The organism is Pseudoalteromonas sp. S1612 (assembly GCF_005887175.1).
GTDB lineage: Bacteria > Pseudomonadota > Gammaproteobacteria > Enterobacterales > Alteromonadaceae > Pseudoalteromonas > Pseudoalteromonas undina.
Map to the genome: position 1 here is coordinate 1 of NZ_PNDH01000008.1, position 19,247 is coordinate 19,247.

The window sequence follows — 19,247 nt, forward strand, 5'->3', positions numbered from 1 at the left end:
GAACCCCGAACCCCGAACCCCAAAAATCAAATTGTAGATGTTTAGACGTCCGTTGACATTTTTAAGTAAACAGATAACAATAGCAGCCTATTTTCAAGGTGCTTGCTAAACACTTCAAAGGTGTGATTTTTTTAGTAGGATAATCGGGAAGTTGGTGCGTTTTCATTGATGAAGTCAATCCCAACACTGCCCCCGCAACGGTAAAGTTATGCTGTATTTTATTATGGTAACTGAGTCCGGAGACCGGCCTTGATGTAATCTTACTTACTAACATCTTTGCGGTGGGCTGAGATAGGGAACATCATGATAAATAAAACTGCATTGGGTGTGGCTATTTCGGCTGCGCTGTCTTTTTCTGCATCTGCAGAACAAACCATTGAAAGAATAACCGTTACTGCAAATAAATTTGAACAACCTATAAATGATGTATTAGCAAGTGTGGCAGTTATCGACCGCGCTGATATTGAAAAAGCGAATTACCGAGACTTACCTGCAATATTAAATACCATAGCTGGTATTGATATTGTCCGTAACGGCGGATTAGGTCAAAAAGCAGATATATTTGTTCGCGGTGCTAGCGCTAAATATGCCTTAGTATTGGTTGATGGCGTAAGAGTGAGCGATGCAAGCTCAGGTAGTGTATCGCTAACTAATATTCCAGTTAATAGTATCGAGCGTGTTGAAGTTATTAAAGGTGCCAGAGCAGCTATTTATGGCTCTGATGCGGTAGCCGGAGTGATTAATATTATTACCCGTAAAGCCTCAAATAACTCGCTTTCGGCTACTTTAGGCAGCCATAGCTACAGTAATTATCAGCTTGCTGGTGGGCTTGTAAAAGAGGCGCTTAGCTTTAATTATAATCTAGGCTACGAAGAGACAGATGGTTTTGATGTTACTGGCAAAGACCCTGTGGCTGAATATACCAAAGATCACGATGATGATGGCTACAAAAATAAAAACATTGGCTTTAATTTAGCGTATGAACTGGCTGAACTAGGTGAGTTGAGCTTACAGTCTCAGTACAGTGAAGGTGAAGCGCAGTATGACAACGCATGGGGTAACGATGCCTACGATTTTGAAAATTATACCGCTAAGCTAGGCTGGAAAAAAGCCTCAGAAATATATACCCAAAGTACTTCATTGAGTGTATCGCAAGAAGAAAATGCTCAAACTGGCACCGATGTGCAGCAAGTGTATAGCACAGAGCGTGTTGAGTTTGAATACCGCGGGCTTTATAGTCTAACGCAAGAACTTGATTTATCAGGTGGTTTTAATTATTTGTCTGAGGATTTATCAAACTCGTCAGCAACGTCATCAGAAGAAAAACGCGATAACAACGCATTGTTTATAGGCGCGTTTTATAGTCATGAACAATGGTTAGCAAATGCGGTTATCAGAACCGATGATTATGACTTCCACGGCCGTGCAAATACTTACAGTACTGGGCTTGGATATAAAGCGAATCAGTATGTAACGGTACGTTTAAATCATGGCACCGCATTTAGGGCTCCGTCTTTAATTAATGCGTTTGTAACTAACAGCCCATACTACCTACCAAATAATAATATTAAGCCTGAGGAAGCCTTAAACAATGAGTTTGGTGTTACCCTAGAAACTCAATGGGGACGTTATGATATTGCTATTTTCGATAACCGTATCAATAATTTAATTAGTAATAATTATGATGCAGACTCAGGTAAATATATTGCAACTAACATAGATAAAGTATCTATGCAGGGGATAGAATTATCGGCTGAGTTTTCAGCGTTAGGCTTTGAACACTCTGTTAATGTTAGTTTTTTAGATGCTACAGATGAAAAGACGAATACAGATTTACCACGCAGGCCTTCAGAGTCGTTTAATTATCAACTCGCTAAGTCATGGGGCGATTTTGATGTTAGTTTAGATATGCAGTATCGCTCATCGCGTCCATCAATTGCGTATTATGATTCTGAACTCGCTGACTATACGGTATTTAATTTAGCAGCCAATTACCAGTTGCTCGATAATTTGTCGTTAGCTGCTCGAATAGAAAATATTACTGATAAGGAATATTTTACTGCAGCAACAGGGTTTGCTGCCAGTGGTGAGCTATTAGGTTATAACAGCGCAGGAAGAACTTTCTTTGTGGGGGCAAATTATCAGTTTTAATTATCACTTTTAGTTGCCGAAAAACAAATAGCCCAGCAAATTGCTGGGCTATTTGGTTATAGCTTTAAAGCACTTTATTCACTTAAAAACTCGCTAAATTCGGTTTCAAACTTGTGCAACTTAGGCGCAATTAAAATACTACAGTAGCCTTGTTCTGGGTTTTCATTGTAATAGTCTTGATGAAAACTTTCAGCAGGGTAAAAAGTGGTTGCTGGGCTTACCTCTGTTACTATAGGCTCGCTAACATGAGTTTGCAGCTCTGCAATAACGGCCTGTGTTTGCAATTGTTGTTGCTGATCATGGTAATACACAACGCTGCGGTATTGAGTACCTATATCGTTACCTTGGCGATTTAACTGGGTGGCATCATGCAAAGTAAAAAACATTGCGAGTAAGGTTTCAAAGCTTATTACACTTGAATCAAATTCAACCTTAACCACTTCGGCATGTCCGCTGTTGCCTGTGCAAATGGCTTTGTAGGTTGGGTTATCAGTGTGCCCGCCTGTGTAACCAGAACATACACTGAGTACCCCTCTAACACGCCTAAATGCCGCATCAATACACCAAAAACAGCCGCCGCCTAGTGTTGCTACCTGTGTGGTCGAACTCATAAGTACTTCCTCAATTATATGGTTATATGCACCAAAATAGCGCCGTAACAGCTAATTACGACGCTCAGAGTGACTTAGATCTCTTTAAGTGGTTTTTCAGCTGCTTGTTTATCTAGCTTTTGCTGTAAAAACTCTGGTGATTGTGTATTTCGCGCTAGTGCGTAATAGGCAGCTGGCACCACAAACAGAGTCAGTATGGTGGCAACCGTTACGCCGGTAAATACCACCACACCAATTACCATTCTACTTTCCGAGCCAGGCCCTGAGGCGAGTACCAAAGGTACTGCACTCATAACTGTGGTTAGGGAGGTCATTATAATAGGACGTAAACGCTGGGTAGCGGCTTGTAAAATAGCTTCACTAAATTCCAACCCTTTATCACGTAACTGATTGGTAAATTCAACAATCAGAATACCGTTTTTAGCGCTTAACCCGATAAGCATCACAATACCAATTTGGCTGTATATATTAAGTGTTAAGCCCATACTCCACAGGCCAAACATAGCGCCCATTAGCCCAAGTGGAACGGTGAGCATAATAACAAGCGGATGCATAAAGCTTTCAAACTGAGCAGCGAGTACTAAAAAGGTCACGGTCAATGCCAGCACAAACACATAGGTCATGGCTGAGGCACCTTCATAAAACAATTGTGACTCACCTTTGTAATCAATGGCGCCATCAATGTCATTTTCTTCTGCGGCAATATTGTTTAAAAAGTTTAGTGCTTGTTCTAGCGTATAGCCATCAGCTAAGTTGGCACTTAGAGTAATTGCACGCATACGGTTATAGCGGTTTAAACGCGAGGCGGTGGCTTCTTCTTTTAAGCTTATAAGGCTGTCGAGTGGCACCAATTCATTGCTGCGAGATTTAAGGTAAATATTTGAAATATCAGTAGGGTTTGCAAAGTCTTCTTTAGTTCCCTTTAAAATTACATCGTACTCTTCACCGCGGTCAATAAAAGTGGTTACACGGCGTTGGCCAAGCATGGTTTCAAGTGTACGTCCCACATCTGAGACTGATACGCCTAAATCTGCAGCTTTATTTTTATCAATACTGACTAAAAACTGTGGGAAGGTTTCTTTATAATCATGATCAATGCGCACTAAACCAGGGTTTTTCTCTGCACGTTTAATAATTCTATCGCGCCAATCAGCTAATTGAGCATAATCATTACCTTGTAAAACAAACTCTATCGGTCGCGATGAACCACCACCGCCAATACCACGGCGCATAATTGCAAAAGCACGTACATCGGTGACCTCTTGCATTTTACCGCTTATTTCATCCATGACTTCCCAGGTTGAGCGTTTGCGTTTATCCCAATCCGCCATACCAACAATGGCTACACCACCACTGCCACCCCAGCCTGGAACTCGCACTAAAACTCGGCTTAGTTCGCCAGATTCAGAATAAGGCATTAAGCGCTCTTCTATCTTTGCCATATTAGCGGCATTATTCTCATAGCTAGCCCCTTCAGGGCCATTCATAAGTACAAAAAAGGTACCACGGTCTTCTTTAGGGGTAAGTTCAGACGGTATTTGTAAAAATAATGAATAACTAACAAACCCAGCCAAAACTAAGCTCAGCATTAAGCCCCATTTGCGGGTCATGTTTGACGCTAAAGCGTTACGGTATCCATTTTCTAATTTAGTAAAAAAGCGATCCATTGCTTGGCTAAACTTACTTTCTTTTTCAGAAGCTTTTAACACCTTTGAACACAATGCCGGAGAGAGTGTTAATGCAGTAATACTGGAGAAGAACACGGCTGCACTCACCGCCATTGCAAATTCTGTAAATAGTGCGCCTATTCGTCCTTCCATAAACACCAATGGTACAAACACAGAGATCAGCACTAGGGTGGTGGCTATAATTGCAAAGCCTACCTCACGAGCGCCGCGATAAGCTGCTAATAAAGGCGGCTCCCCAAGTTCTATGCGGCGGTGAATATTCTCTAGCATTACAATGGCATCATCTACCACTAAGCCTATTGCTAATACTAGTGCCAGTAGAGTTAATAAGTTAATTGAATAACCCATTGCTAATAAAAACATAAAACTACCGACTAAGGCGACCGGTACGGTGACCGCAGGAATAAGTGTGGCGCGAATATTACCTAAAAATATAAAGATAATAAGCACTACTAACCCCATAGAAATTGCTAAAGTTTTATAAACCTCATTAATTGATTCTTTGATAAATACTGAAGAGTCGTAACTGTCTTCTATAGTAGTGCCTTCAGGTAAATTACGTTTTATTTTTTCCAGTTCACTGCGGGCGTTATCAACTACTGTAAGGGTATTTGCTTTGGCTTGTTTAACAATACCCATACCAATCATATTACGGCCATTTCCGCGAAATAAGCTTTCATCATCGGCGGCTTCTAATTTTACGTCAGCCACTTCGCCTAGACGTACTAAATAACCATCTTCACCTCGCTTAATGACAAGGTTTTGAAAATCACGTTGGTTTTTATAGCTGCGTGCAGTGCGCACAGTAAAATCACGGTCTACCGATTCAATTTCACCCGCCGGAAGCTCTACATTTTCACTGCGAAGTGTTTGCTCTATATCACTAGAGGTAATGCCACGAGCTGCCATCGCTTGGCGGTTAAGCCATACTTTCATAGCATACTTTCGCTCTCCCCCAATACGCACATTTGATACACCATCAACAACGGCCAAACGGTCGACAATAAAACGCTGTGCATAATCAGAAAGTTGTAACGAGTCCATGGTTTCACTGTTAAGTACAAACCACGCGATAGGGCTTTCGTCACTATTTGATTTTGATACTTCAGGAGGGCGTACTTGCTCTGGTAGGCTGTCTAATGCCCGTGCAACACGTTCACGTACATCGTTAGAGGCATCGTCTATGTCGCGGTTAATATTAAACTCAATGGTAATGTTTGAGCGGCCATTACGACTCGATGAGTTAATACTTTTAATACCCTCAATCCCCGAAATACGGTTTTCGATAACTTGGGTTATTTTTGTTTCAATAATTTCAGCAGATGCACCGGTATATTCAGTACTAATATTTACAATCGGTGTTTCAATATCTGGATACTCACGCAAAGGCAGCATACTAAAAGCAACTAAGCCAAAAGTGAGTAACAGTAAGTTAATAACAATCGCAAAAACGGGGCGTTTGACGCTAGTATCGGTAATTTTCACGTGTTACCCCTTAACGCTTACTTTGCTACCAGAGCGGATTTTGATTATCCCCTCGGTAACAATCTGCTCGCCGTTCTTTAACCCCTTGTCTATTGCAACCCAGCCATTGTTTCTACTTGCAACATGTACCTCTATGCGATTAGCTATGCCATCTTCAATTTGAAAAACATAGTGTTTATCTTGCAGAGGAATAATTGCTTTTTCAGGCACCATGAGCGCTTGATTGCTGCTTAGCTCTAGTGCAGTTTTAAGTAGCATACCAGGGCGAAGTAAACCCGATTTATTAGCAAAACTGGCTGTTACTTCTACACTGCGAGTGATTGAATCAATACGTGAGCTTATATGGGTTACTTTACCGCTGAAGGTTTGATCAGGGTAAGCATCGTTTTGAGTGCGAACCGTCATTCCATTTTTCAGTTGAGCTAAATACTTTTCAGGCACTTTAAAATCAACTTTTATGATACTGATATCATCTAAGGTTGTAATTATCGTACTGTTACTAATATAAGCGCCTACCGATATTTCGCGTTTACCCAGTAACCCAGAAAAAGGCGCGGTAATAGCCATTTCATTGAGTTTAGTTTTGGCACTTTCAAGTTGAGCTTCGCTGGCATCAACACGGGCTAGCTGTTCTTCAAGTAACGACTTGGCAGTCGCTTGTGAGCGAGAAAGTTCGGTAAGCCTAGCTAATTGGCGTTTTTCTTCTTGTAAATTAATGCTAAGTTCTTTTACTGCAAATTGTTCTTGTTGGTTTTGCAGTTGCACTAATTTTTGTCCTTTGCTGACCAAGTCGCCGTCTTCAAAGTAAATGCTGGTGACATAATCGTTTTGTGCGCTTTTAATGTAAATAGCCTGATTAGCACGGGCACTGCCAATGGCTTCAATCATAATGGCATTTTCTTGCGACTCGACAGTGTGCGCAGAGACTTGTGTTGTCATTGCCGAGTAATCAGCTTGCTCGCCCTGTGATGCGGGCAAATATAAATAAACGCTAAAAATTATTAGTACCGAAATAATAAATGGAAATAGGGCTTTGCCGGATTGTTTAGAGTGCATTGTTTTCATACCTGAAAATAGATTATAAGTATTGTACGAAATCAGGACAAAAAAAGGCGGTTATGTATCTCATTAATTTGTGCGTTAGGCGTAAAAATAACTGATACTTAGTCATTGCGCTTATTTAACAGTAATAATAGGAGTTAATTGATGAACTTCAAAACATCATGCAAACGCTGTTTAACACTGAGAAAGTTAGTATTGTGGGCTATTATTATGTTTATATTTTATATGGCGTTTTTTCAGTATGGCTAATATAAAAAAACACACACTTAAATACCGAGCGCAAGGCGCTAAAAATGGGATTGAAATACTGGTTGTAGGTAGCATTGGTTTAATCTTTATCATGCTATTTAATTTATTGCGTCCAGGTGAAATCAGTATTATTGAAATTTTTTTAGTAAGTTTATGTATTGCAGCAATTTTAATTGGATTTTTTAAAACACAAGAACCTTTTTATAGTATTATTTTAACTGAGCAGCAATTAACATATCAGCATAAGTACGGGCAATGGGATTTACACCAAGAAAATCTCCACCATTGCGGTATTCCTAAAGTTGATAACGGTATTGATCATCTTGAGCTTAACGCGATTGGTATTAAGTTAAATGATATAGATACATTTTTAGCTGCTTTAGCACCAAGAATTGCGGGTAAATTACTAATAGAACAGCGGCACTTATTTATGCAAGTTGTTCAAAAAAATTGCAAAAATGGGCATTGCCCATCAGAATGGTTAGTTGAAGATAATAAATTTAGGTCAAAAAAAGGAATTGACTATAATGGGCTTATAGCGATGTTTGCTAATAGGGCTAAGCATCTTCAGCTTTTAACAGGGTATGACTTACTGTTACCTGCCAGTGTAATAGAAAGTGATATTTGGGAATTTTGCGCAAATTTAAATAAATGGAAGCGTGATCCCTCTCAGTTTATCAAGTCGCAGTGTGAATAATAATATAAGCACTCACTGCGGGATTAGGAATAACTATGAGCCAAGACAGATCTTTTATTAAAAGTGGTCGAAACACCATAATTCATAAAGATAGAAAACTAGATTTAGTGATTGTTAATGGTGAGGAACATCCTCGAATTAAAGTAACAGCGAATGGTCTAGAACCATTTAAAGAAGAGCTGCCAAAAAACCGCCGTGATGCAAAAGAGCGCTACTTAGATATGGTTTATATCGCAAGTCCAGATGTATTTAGCGAGGAAAAACAGTTGTTGTTTATTCAATCCTTAGATGGCCGCGAATATAAAGTAGATTACAGTAAAGTTGGCACTAAATTATTTGTTCGTATTCATCAAGATAGCTATTTATAACTCATGATGGCACTTTTTTTGCTTCACAGTCTTATTAGATAATTATAAGACACAAAGGTGCTTAGTATGAAAGCAATTTCGTTAATACCACTTATGGCATGCTTGCTTTTGGCTGCATGTGGAGGGGGAGGCGGTGCTGATAACAGTGATATTAAAACGTCAGTATTTGCAGGTAACGATCTCCAAGTTGTAGAAAAATCAGAGTTTACTATTTCTGCAAAAGGCTCTCCTGCAGATGGTACTTTTACTTGGCAGCGTGTAAGCGGTCCTCTTATAGATGTGTTTCCGCTTGAAGGGGCTGAACAAACCATCACTGCACCGGATGTAAAATCTGATAGTGAATTGGTCTTAAGAGTAAGCTATCAAACGCCAGATGGTAGTTTAGTGAATGACGACTTGAGTGTTTTCATTGCCTCTAATAATCAGCTTCCTCTTGCTGTTGTTACTCAAGTTGCTCCTGCAAACTTACCCTCAGTTTATAAAGATACTGTAACCCTTAGTGGTTTAACCTCCGCAGACCCCGATGAAAATGGCGAAATTAGTAGTTACTTGTGGCAATTATTATCTGGGCCTGATTTAACAATTGATAGCTATACCAATCCAACGCTTAGTTTTCCTCATCCATTATTAGAAAATAACACCAACTTAAAATGGCAACTCACCGTAACTGATGATGAGGGCGGAGTATCTGCATCACAATTTGATATGACCCTTAATAAAACAGCCCAAGTGATTATTGCCGATGCGGGTGCAGACCAAACAGTAGAAGAGTTTGATAAGGTTATTTTAGATGCGACGGCAAGCGAAGCGGCAACTCAGACTTACCAATGTAAGTGGCAACAACTTACCGGAAATACCGAAGCTCTTCTTGAACCACAGTCATGTACTGCCAGCTTTTTTGCCTCTGATATTGATTTAAATGCAACCCTTAGCTTTGAAGTACAAGTTATGGACTTAAAAGGGCGCACCGACACAGATACCGTATTTATTGATGTAACACCTAAAGCGCTTGGGTTAATAAACGATACCGGAGTAGGTGAGTGTTATAATAATACTCAACGTATTAATTGTAATAATGATGAGTTTCCAGCTCAAGATGCTGATCTTGGGCGTGATAGTTTTGCCAATCGTTTAGGTAAAGTGGGTAAAGGGAATTTGGCTTTTGATTACACAAAACTTAATGAGTTTGCCGATGAGCTTCTTGATGATGCGTCGAACTTTAGCTGTATTCGCGATAATACTACCGGCCTTGTTTGGGAAGTGAAAAGTCCTTATTCCGGCGTGTTACCAAATACCTCACTGCGTGATGGACAAAACCGCTATATTTGGCAAGGGACTGTCAATAGTGGCGATGTAACGGGTAGTGCTAATACTACGTGCCCGAGCGATACTGATTGTGGATTACAAACCTATATTAATGAGGTTAACACGCTTGATTTTTGTGGCGGCAGTAATTGGCGTTTACCTACTTATACTGAGCTGTTAGGTTTAATCGACTACGGTAAACAAGGGCAAAATGTATTGATAGATACTGCATTTTTTCCTAATACACCATCGACTAATAGTGTCGGGCATTTACGCTACTGGACCTCACAGACCGCGGTTGATGGTACCAGTTTATCTCAGGCTTACACTATCGATATGATGGATGGCAACGATTTAGCCTATCCAAAAGATAATACCGCTTACGTGCGCTTAGTTAGAAATCGTTAAGGTGATTATTATGAAATTAATTAAAGTCTCTATGTTATTAGCCTTGGGATTGAGCCAGTCACTTGCAGCGCAGCAGTGTTATGAAGAGGTAGCGACTAGCGATGATACCGACCGATTTGTGATTAATATTGATGGCACTGTGTCAGATACTAAAACAGGGCTAATGTGGCAGCGCTGTAATTATGGTCAAGTTTATAATAGCGAAACAACTAGCTGCGATGGTGATACTCAACCATTAAATTGGCAAGCTTCACTTAAAGGCGCAGTTAATGACAGCACAGCAGATTATAACGACTGGCAAGTACCAAGTATTAAAGAGTTAGCCAGTATAGTAGATCACCGTTGTACCGATCCAAGTATTAATGCGGGTATTTTTTTAGCAACGCAGTCGCAAAATTATTGGTCTAACACCTCGGGTATTAGCAACATAAATTCGGCATGGGTTTATCAATTTTCCAGTGGTTTAAATAGCTTACATGCTAAAACAAGTAACGTATATTTACGCCTAGTACGTTATGAAAAGTAGTTAATTAATGTATTAGCGAATCTAAAAATGCGCTTTTATTTACGGTTAGCCTTTTTATTTACACTATTTTAATAATAAAGCCTGGTTGTAGTTGTCACCCAGGCTATTTTTTTGCCATTATAGGCCGTGAATTAACGACCAAGGACTATAAAGGTGTATTTAAGCTATTTTGGTTTACAAGAAAAGCCATTCTCAATTTCGCCTAATCCCCACTACTTATTTTTAAGTGAACGCCACAAAGAAGCATTAGCACACCTTACCTATGGGTTAGGTGAAGACGGCGGCTTTGTGCTGTTAACAGGTGAAGTGGGTACGGGTAAAACCACAATAACACGTAGTATGTTAGAGCGACTGCCTGAAAATACCCAAGTAGCCATGATCCATAATCCTGCGTTATCAGAGCTTGAACTGTTAGCCAGTATTTGCGATGAATTACAAATAACGTACGACGCCAAAAATGCAACGCTGAAAAGTCTAACGGATGTCATCAAAAAGCATCTTGAGTTTAATAATAAAGCGGGGGGGCATACTATTTTGATTATTGATGAAGCACAGTTACTTGCCCCTGATGTACTAGAACAACTTCGCTTATTAACCAATATTGAAACGGATCATAAAAAGTTATTACAAATAGTATTAGTAGGGCAGCCTGAGTTACAGGTACTTCTAAAGCGAAATGAGTTAAGGCAACTGGCACAGCGTATTACTGCTAGATATCACTTGTTAGCACTAACACCAGGGCAAACCATTGCTTATATTCAACATCGGCTGCATATTGCAGGTTGTGACAAGAAAATATTTTCAATGGAAGCAATGCAAATGGTGCATCAGCTCACAGGCGGTGTGCCACGATTAATGAACCTGGTATGTGAACGCGCATTAGTAGGGGCATTTTCGAAACAACAAGAAATTGTTGGCAGTGATATTGTTAAGCAAGCGGCGAGTGAATCTTTACCTATCGACTTTATTGTTACAAATAAGAAGGTGAGTAAAGCAGGTTCGATTTGGCCTTATAGCGCTGCTGCGTTAATGCTTTTTGGTGCAGGAATTGGCCTGTCTTTTATTTTTTAGTTAGGTGATTCATGTCTTATTTATTAGATGCGTTAAAGCAATCAAAGCACGATACCATGAGCGCTGAGCAATATGACTTGCAAGCGCAACAATTAAAACAACAACGCCAGTTGATGACCTATCGTCGAATTAGTTTTTTACTCGCAGGAAGTTTATTGGCAACGAGTATATTGGGCAGTGGCTTCTTTGTCGGCAAGTGGGCGCAACAAGAAAACGTAACCGTTAAAAATGAGCCTGTTCAAAATGACCTTAGTCAAAAAGAGTCAGGGGTTGTAGAAAAACCAACAAGCGCAGAAGAGGTACAAAGAACGGTTGCTCAAACAGTAACAACCCCTCAAGTGCCCATTGTAACAGCTGCGCCTAACAATTCTGTGCCGCTGGCAGGGCAGTTGGTTTATGTACAAACCCCAACGGGTGTGCAGCAAATGTTGCTGACGCCACAAGGACAATATTTACCTATGAGCGTTAATCAAGCGTCTCAAGGGCAAACGCAAAATTTCTCGACGCAGAATAGCGCTTCATCTAGTTTTCAATCACCGAGCAGCCAACCGCAAAGTGTACCAACTCAACCGGCGAAAAGAACAATCACTGCAGATGAGTTGAGTAAATACAAGGTGTTAGGTAAACCACTTAACCAAAATGTGCCTGCGCAGCCAGAGTTAAATGATGAACTCGATACGGTTCCCGACACGCTGAAAAATGCGTTTGCGCAAGCCGTTAATAGCACAGAATCAACAGCTGACTATGAAGTAACTCAAGGCTCTCGCCTTTCATCACGAGTACAGCCTGTTGAGCTACTTCCTGATGGCTTACAAAGTATGTTACCAAGCATTAAATATCAGGCGCACATTTATTCTTCAGCGGCGGATAAACGCTGGATAAAGCTCAATGGCAGAGAGCTATATGAAGGGGAGTCTATTGGTGCGTTGAAGGTGTTAGAAATAGCGCCAGATCAGAGCGTACTTGATTTCGATGGTTATGAATTTAGCTTAAAAGCCCTGCAAGATTGGCCACAATAGTGGCCAATTAACTAAAGATAGAGTGCTTATAAAAGCCTTCTAAATCTATATTATACTCTTTGGGTTTTATTGCTGACTCAAGCGTGTCCTGCGTTCTTTTATTTGATAAGTCAACGTCTTGAACTTCAGTGTAACGCCCATGTTTTGCATTAAAAAAAGTTTTTACTACTGGCTTTAATGGTGTTGCAGGGTTGCTTTGAGTAACGAGTCCCACCTTTTGACTAGAAAGTTTTACCAGGGTGCCCACAGGGTGAATACCAATGCACTGAATAAACTTATTAAGTAGCACTCCATCAAAGCTATCTGGGCAGCCTTGCTTTAAAATTTTAAATGCTCTAATTGGCTCCATGCCTGCTTTATAAACCCGTTCAGCGGTTAATGCATCATAAACATCAACAATAGACGCCATGCGAACGTACTGGCTTATTTCATCGCCTTTTTTACCAAAGGGGTAGCCTTTGCCATCTAAGCGCTCGTGATGCATACCAGCAATATCTACGGCAATCCCCGTTAATCCTGCGTCTTCTAGTATTTCTTTGCTAAAGAGCGCATGATTTTGCATCACTTTGAATTCTTCGTCACTGTAGCGGCCTGGTTTGTTGAGAATAGCATCAGGGATTTTTATTTTTCCCATATCATGCAAAAGGGCGCCGGTGGCCAGTTCTTCAATGATCGGTTTTTCAATACCGAGATGTTTAGCAAAAATACTCATCAAAATAGACACATTTATCGAGTGCTCTAACAGGTAGGCATCTTTTTGGCGCATTTGCGTGATGCACGCCAGCGCATCTTGATTTCTAAATACGGAGTCAATAAACCCACTAGCCAGTTCTTTAAAAGGCGCAACATCAACAGTGCGGCCAGACTCTATATCGCCAAACGCTTTGGTTTGCAGGTTTTTTGCTTCATCGTAAAGCTTTTTAGCTTTACTCATTTCTTGCTCAGCACTGTGGGTAATTAACCAAGGATCGCGTTTTTTGACTTCGTGCTGAGTAGGTAAGGTTGTTTGTGTTTCAGGTTCTTCAGAGGCGAGCATTTTATCAGGGTCGATTTCAACCTCTAAAATTCCTGATTTTATTAATTTATCAATTCCACTTTGAGTTTTAACCCAGCCTTGGTTTTTTATTCTAATGCTACCAGTTTGTTTAACAACTTTTTGTACAAACATACCAGGCTTAAGCTGTGAAGTTGGAATGGTTTTCAAAGTGAACTCTTATTAACAAGTATGATTAGAGAAAGTAACAAATAAATTCACATTTAGAAATAAAAAAGGCATCAATTTGATGCCTTTTTAATTAAATAATGATTATTTTCTATTCATCATCTTCAACAAGGGTCATCAAGGAGGTGTTACCGCCTGATGCCGTCGTGTCTATACTGATTGTTTTTTCAGTAATTAAGCGCTTAATTAGCGTGTCGTAATACTCAGAGCTGATCACTGGCAGTATAGCGCCTTTACGTTGTGCAAGCTGTTGGCTGAAGTAGCCTAAGCGTGAAGAACGTGCAGCAACTACCGCTCCGGCTAGGTGAGGATGCGCTAATATCGCTTGTAACTGATTTGGTTTAGCTACTTGGAAAACACCTTCTGCAACGCCGGTTGCAATAAACTTATCTCTAAAAGCAACCGCTTCATCATAAAATATTTCAGATGCTACTGTTATTACCGTGTTACCAGCAGCAAGCGCGGTAATAATCGATAGTGCCCAAAAGTTAAATGAGGTGCTCTTATCTGCGTAACATACTACACAGCCGCGTGCTTCAAGGTGAAGTGTATTCGATTCACCCGTTGGCCCTGGCAATGTTGTATATTTACGCATGTGCTTTTCTAAGCGGTTTAACTGAGCACGTGCATCGGCAAGTGTTAACGCTAAATCGTCTGCAAGGTCATCAATAATTTCAACGGTTGCTACTTTCGCTAATAACTGACGCACCGCAGAAACACGGTCATTCAGTGGTGTTGCACGCCAAATTTTTTCATCGCGCATAGAGTTAACCATTAGCTTTTCTACTTGCTCATTTGCGCCACTGTAGTGGTGTAAATCAAGCTCGTCTGGCGTTAGGTTAGTCATTTGTACGTTATCTGGTGATGCTTTTTCTTTGATTAAGCGTTGTAGGTAGTTTGGTCCACCGGCTTTAGGGCCAGTACCTGATAGTCCACGGCCGCCAAAGGGTTGCACGCCAACAATCGCACCAATCATATTACGGTTTACGTAAACATTACCTGCGCGCGACATTTTAGCTAAGTGTTCACAGCGCTCTTCAATACGAGAATGAATACCCATTGTTAAGCCGTAACCGGTGTTGTTAATTTGGTCGACAACACTATCAAGCTCACTTGCTTTAAAGCGGATCACGTGCACACACGGACCAAATACTTCACGCTTTAATACCGATAAGTCTTTGATTTCGTATAAACGTGGGGCAAAGAAAAACGCACCGTTTTCGCTGTTATCAGGGATTTTACACTCATAGTGAAGTGTTGCATTACCCTTTAGGTATTCAACATGGTCGTTGAGTGTTTTCAGCGCTTTTTCATCAATTACAGGGCCTACGTCTGTAGAGAGTAATGATGGGTCGCCAATGTGTAATTCAGCAAGCGCGCCCTTGAGCATGTCGATAATGCCATCAGCAACATCTTCTTGAATAAAGAGTACGCGTAATGCAGAACAACGTTGACCTGCACTTTGGAAACCAGAACTGATTACATCATCAACAACTTGCTCAGGCAGCGCTGTTGAGTCAACAATCATACAGTTTTGGCCGCCAGTTTCTGCAATTAAAGGCACCTGAATATCGTTACGTGCCGCTAATGTTTGCGAAATAAGCGTGCCCGTTTCAGTTGAACCTGTAAACATAACTGCTTGAATGCGCTCATCTGGCACAATGGTTTTACCTACTTCGCTACCGCGAGCAACCACAGGCTGTACAACGTGCTCAGGTAAACCAACAGAAAGCATTAATTCAATAGCGCGTAGAGCAATTAAGCTCGTCTGTTCTGCAGGTTTTGCAATTACTGTGTTACCCGTAACGATAGCAGCTGCAACTTGACCTAAGAAAATAGCGAGTGGGAAGTTCCATGGGCTAATACATAAAATCACACCACGAGCTTCAAAGCGCTCATCTTGAGCAAGCTCTTCAGCACGGGCTGCGTAGTAACGACAAAAATCAACCGCTTCGCGTACTTCATCAATACCATCTTGTGCCACTTTACCTGCTTCTTTAATACAGATAGCAACAAGCTCATCATGATGACGCTCTAAAATATCAGCAACGCGACGCAATAGATTAGCACGCTCTTTTACTGGTGTTTGTGACCATGATTCAAAAGCGGTTTCAGCATTGGCTAGCAACACTTTCATTTCATCGCTATTTTGTAATTTTACGTGGCCAATAATTTCTTTATGGTTTGCTGGGTTTTTAACTGCCAGCGCGCCTTCTGGTACTTGGCTTTCTTCAATTAAGTGCTCTTCAAACCAAGTGTCTAAATTTTCTTTAAACGGGGTGATCACGTTAATATCAGTTAAATCCATACCTTTTGAGTTGGCACGTTCTTCACCGTATAAATCAATTGGCATTTTTATTTGCGTGTTGTATTTATTACGTAAACCTTGCAGCGTTTCAACAGGATCTGGTAATAATGCTTCAACCGGTTGAGTGGTATCTACAATGGCATTAACAAAAGATGAGTTAGCACCATTTTCTAGTAAACGACGAACAAGGTAAGCAAGTAAGTCTTCGTGCTGGCCTACTGGTGCGTATACACGACACTGGATTTTTTCTGCATTAACGATTTGGTCAAATAAAGATTCGCCCATACCGTGTAGACGTTGGAATTCAAAACCTTGGTTATCACCTTTAGCTACTTCTAAAATAGTTGCAGCAGTGTAGGCGTTGTGTGTTGCAAATTGCGGGTAAAGTACATCTCGTGCTTCAAGCATTTTAATCGCACATGCTTTGTATGACACATCAGTGGTTGCTTTACGGGTAAATACCGGGAAGAAGTCTAAACCATCTTGTTGTGTGGTTTTGATTTCGGTATCCCAGTATGCGCCTTTTACTAAACGCACCATCATTTTACGACCCACACGGGTTGCTAGGTCTGTTAGCCATTCAATAACAAAAATAGCGCGCTTTTGATACGCCTGAACCGCTAAGCCAAAACCTTGCCAATCGCCAAGGTCTTCATCGCTAAATACCGCTTCAATAACATCAAGAGAAATATCTAAACGGTCAGCTTCTTCAGCATCAACAGTAAACCCGATGTCGTATTTTTTAGCAGCAAGTGCAAGTTCTTTTAGTTTTGGAACGATTTCTTCCATCACGCGTTCTTTATGAGTAAATTCATAACGCGGATGAATAGCTGATAACTTTACAGAAATGCCCGGGCTTTTTATTGGACCACGGCCATTTGCTGCTTTACCAATAGAATGAATTGCATTCATGTAGCTGTCGAAGTAGCGCTTAGCATCTTTCATTGTGCGAGCGCCTTCGCCTAGCATATCGTAAGAATATACATAGCCTTTTTTCTCTGTATCGGCTGCACGTTCAATGGCCTCGTCAATAGTGCGGCCCATTACGAACTGTTTACCCATAATTTTCATGGCAAAGTTCACAGACTTACGAATAACAGGCTCGCCTAAACGACCAATGGTTTTTTTGAGCATACCAAATTGTTGCTCTTTCGTTTTGTCGTTATAGTTAACCATTTTACCGGTTACTAATAATCCCCAAGACGAAGCATTAACGAATAAAGAATCACTACTGCCTAAGTGAGAGCTCCAATCGCCATTTGCTAATTTATCACGTATTAATGTTTCTTGAGTTGCTTTATCAGGAACACGAAGCAATGCTTCGGCTAAACACATTAATACCACACCCTCTTCACTCGATAGTGAAAATTCATTTAATAGCGCATCAACACCGCTTTGACCATCTTGGTCTTTACGAATGTTTAATACTATTTGGCGAGCTCTTTCCCATGCACGGCTTCGTGCTTTAACACCGACTTCTGCAAGTGGTAAAATGTGATCAATAACCGCATTTTCATCAATACGGTAAAAGTCACGGATCTTTTGTCTGATCGGACAAGTCGTTGTTAAATCGCCATTGAATAACATAAGCAACCCTCAGGAGTGTTAAGACTTAGGATAATTGTTAATTACCGCTAAATGTTGTTGGTGTAAAGCGTGCATTCTAATTAAAATCCAGCAGAATATGCTGGTTAATTTCGCCGTTTTACGATAATTTACAGGGCATATTATTAACTTATCCATATAAAATACTGATATGACTAATCCGAATAGATTACGCCTGCTTGATCGTATCGATATATCAATTTTAGACGTTTTGCAGCGCAATGGTAGAATTTCAAATGTTAACCTCGCAAAGCAGGTGAATTTAAGCCCCAGTCCCTGTTTAGATAGGGTTAAACGTTTAGAGCAAGAGGGCTATATTGAGGGGTATTTCGCTAAATTAAGTGAGGAAAAACTTAATCAAAGCCTAGTGGCCCATGTGCAGGTATCATTAGTTACTTCAAATACAGCCGTATTTAAAGTATTTCGTGAACACATTCTTAAAATTAAGCAGGTTGTTGAGTGTGATATGGTAGCGGGTGGTTATGACTATTTATTAAAAATTCGCGTTTCCAACATGGATGAATACAGAGAAGTATTAGGTGATTTGGTTGATATTCCGGGAGTGGGCACACACCACACTTACATGGTAATAGAAAAAATCAAACAAGACCCTGGGCTTCGTTTAGATATATAACGTAGATATTCTTTTAAGAAAAAACACAGCAGGCATAAAAAAAAGCATCATATGATGCTTTTTTTATGCCTGCTGTATTAAGTTAAGCTTATGCCCAACCTTCATAGCGTTTTCTGCGTGATAACACGATAGTTAAGATAATTCCTAAGAACAAACCTAAAAATGCAATGGCTCCACCGTAAGTAAGTAACTGGCGTTTTTCTTTAGCACTGGTTGCTTGTTTTAGCTGTTGTTCTTGAGAAAGCTCACCTTGTAACTGACTAATTTGTGCTAATAGTTGCGCGTTTTGTTCGGTTAACTGTGCGTTTTGCTCTTGCAGCTCAGGTAACTCAACTTGCGCTTGACGAAGTCTATTTTGCATAGTGCTTATTTCATTATTGAGGGCTTGGTATTGTTGTTTTAAACCAGCTGATTCACTAATGAATTTAGCTTCTACCCAGCCTTCACGATCTTTATCATCTTTAACTTTTATAAAACCATTTTGTTCATCAGATAATAAAGTGAGTTGCGTACCTGCATCTATTGAACCAAGTAAACGATAGTCTTTACTGGCACCTGAGCGCATGAAAGTATACAAATTATCGATTATATAAGCTGTTTTAGCATTAGTCGGCGACGTTGATTGAGCTTCCTCTGCTTGGCTCATAAACGGGGCGGCTGTTAAAAGCAGCCATAGTAAACAGTGTTTTAGCATTTATCTACCTTGTTAATCTAGCAGTGTCCGTTGTGAACGTGATTTTTATTTCGCATAAGTATATAGATAGTATGGATTTAATAGTTTAATAGCAAGACAGATATTGTAACTAGAGCATTTTGCTTGTGTGTTTATGACTAAAAA

The 19,247-nt window shown here is 40.3% G+C and carries 14 protein-coding genes and 1 riboswitch; of the genes, 8 read left to right on the forward strand and 6 right to left on the reverse strand.

Going from position 1 to position 19,247, the window contains the following annotated elements:
• Positions 1-100: 100 nt before the first annotated feature.
• Positions 101-266: riboswitch (cobalamin riboswitch) on the forward strand.
• A 37-nt stretch (positions 267-303) separates the two neighbouring features.
• A complete protein-coding gene (locus tag CWB78_RS02765) occupies positions 304-2,151 on the forward strand; it encodes a TonB-dependent receptor domain-containing protein (protein WP_138594118.1) in 1,848 nt (615 codons plus the stop codon).
• 74 nt (positions 2,152-2,225) lie between these two features.
• Here CWB78_RS02765 and msrA read toward each other — a convergent pair whose 3' ends face one another.
• From msrA to CWB78_RS02780, 3 genes are all read right to left on the reverse strand, one after another.
• Positions 2,226-2,762, reverse strand: coding sequence for a peptide-methionine (S)-S-oxide reductase MsrA (gene msrA, locus CWB78_RS02770; RefSeq protein ID WP_010391049.1), 537 nt, complete (start codon positions 2,760-2,762; stop codon positions 2,226-2,228).
• Between the two features lie 74 nt (positions 2,763-2,836).
• The gene (locus CWB78_RS02775; RefSeq protein WP_138594120.1) at positions 2,837-5,935 is read right to left on the reverse strand and encodes an efflux RND transporter permease subunit; all 3,099 of its coding nucleotides are present in this window, start codon (positions 5,933-5,935) and stop codon (positions 2,837-2,839) included.
• Between the two features lie 3 nt (positions 5,936-5,938).
• Positions 5,939-6,991 (reverse strand): efflux RND transporter periplasmic adaptor subunit, encoded by a 1,053-nt coding sequence (locus tag CWB78_RS02780; RefSeq protein ID WP_054202005.1) that lies wholly within the window; start codon positions 6,989-6,991, stop codon positions 5,939-5,941.
• Positions 6,992-7,238: 247 nt separating this feature from the next.
• Here CWB78_RS02780 and CWB78_RS02785 point away from each other — a divergent pair, with 247 nt between their 5' ends.
• From CWB78_RS02785 to CWB78_RS02810, 6 genes are all read left to right on the forward strand, one after another.
• Positions 7,239-7,943, forward strand: coding sequence for a DUF2982 domain-containing protein (locus CWB78_RS02785; RefSeq protein WP_010391053.1), 705 nt, complete (start codon positions 7,239-7,241; stop codon positions 7,941-7,943).
• A 35-nt stretch (positions 7,944-7,978) separates the two neighbouring features.
• On the forward strand, positions 7,979-8,311 hold the full coding sequence (locus tag CWB78_RS02790) for a hypothetical protein (protein ID WP_010391054.1): 333 nt from the start codon (positions 7,979-7,981) through the stop codon (positions 8,309-8,311).
• Between the two features lie 66 nt (positions 8,312-8,377).
• Positions 8,378-10,024: an Lcl C-terminal domain-containing protein gene (locus CWB78_RS02795; protein ID WP_138594122.1), complete on the forward strand. Its 1,647-nt coding sequence runs from the start codon at positions 8,378-8,380 to the stop codon at positions 10,022-10,024.
• A gap of 10 nt (positions 10,025-10,034) precedes the next feature.
• Complete coding sequence (locus CWB78_RS02800; protein WP_010391057.1) at positions 10,035-10,550, forward strand: Lcl C-terminal domain-containing protein; 516 nt, start codon at positions 10,035-10,037, stop codon at positions 10,548-10,550.
• Between the two features lie 153 nt (positions 10,551-10,703).
• Complete coding sequence (locus CWB78_RS02805; protein ID WP_010391059.1) at positions 10,704-11,621, forward strand: ExeA family protein; 918 nt, start codon at positions 10,704-10,706, stop codon at positions 11,619-11,621.
• A gap of 11 nt (positions 11,622-11,632) precedes the next feature.
• Positions 11,633-12,640 (forward strand): general secretion pathway protein GspB, encoded by a 1,008-nt coding sequence (locus CWB78_RS02810; protein WP_138594124.1) that lies wholly within the window; start codon positions 11,633-11,635, stop codon positions 12,638-12,640.
• A 7-nt stretch (positions 12,641-12,647) separates the two neighbouring features.
• Here the strand turns inward: CWB78_RS02810 and CWB78_RS02815 are convergent, their stop codons facing one another.
• Together CWB78_RS02815 and putA are read right to left on the reverse strand one after the other, a co-directional pair.
• Complete coding sequence (locus CWB78_RS02815; protein ID WP_010391061.1) at positions 12,648-13,844, reverse strand: cyclic di-GMP phosphodiesterase; 1,197 nt, start codon at positions 13,842-13,844, stop codon at positions 12,648-12,650.
• Positions 13,845-13,953: 109 nt separating this feature from the next.
• Positions 13,954-17,757 (reverse strand): bifunctional proline dehydrogenase/L-glutamate gamma-semialdehyde dehydrogenase PutA, encoded by a 3,804-nt coding sequence (gene putA, locus CWB78_RS02820; RefSeq protein WP_010391062.1) that lies wholly within the window; start codon positions 17,755-17,757, stop codon positions 13,954-13,956.
• A gap of 169 nt (positions 17,758-17,926) precedes the next feature.
• Here putA and CWB78_RS02825 point away from each other — a divergent pair, with 169 nt between their 5' ends.
• On the forward strand, positions 17,927-18,409 hold the full coding sequence (locus CWB78_RS02825) for a winged helix-turn-helix transcriptional regulator (RefSeq protein ID WP_010391063.1): 483 nt from the start codon (positions 17,927-17,929) through the stop codon (positions 18,407-18,409).
• An 88-nt stretch (positions 18,410-18,497) separates the two neighbouring features.
• On the opposite strand, the gene CWB78_RS02830 is transcribed toward CWB78_RS02825, so the two are convergent.
• Positions 18,498-19,103 (reverse strand): TIGR04211 family SH3 domain-containing protein, encoded by a 606-nt coding sequence (locus tag CWB78_RS02830; RefSeq protein ID WP_008111843.1) that lies wholly within the window; start codon positions 19,101-19,103, stop codon positions 18,498-18,500.
• Between the last annotated feature and the right edge of the window lie 144 nt (positions 19,104-19,247).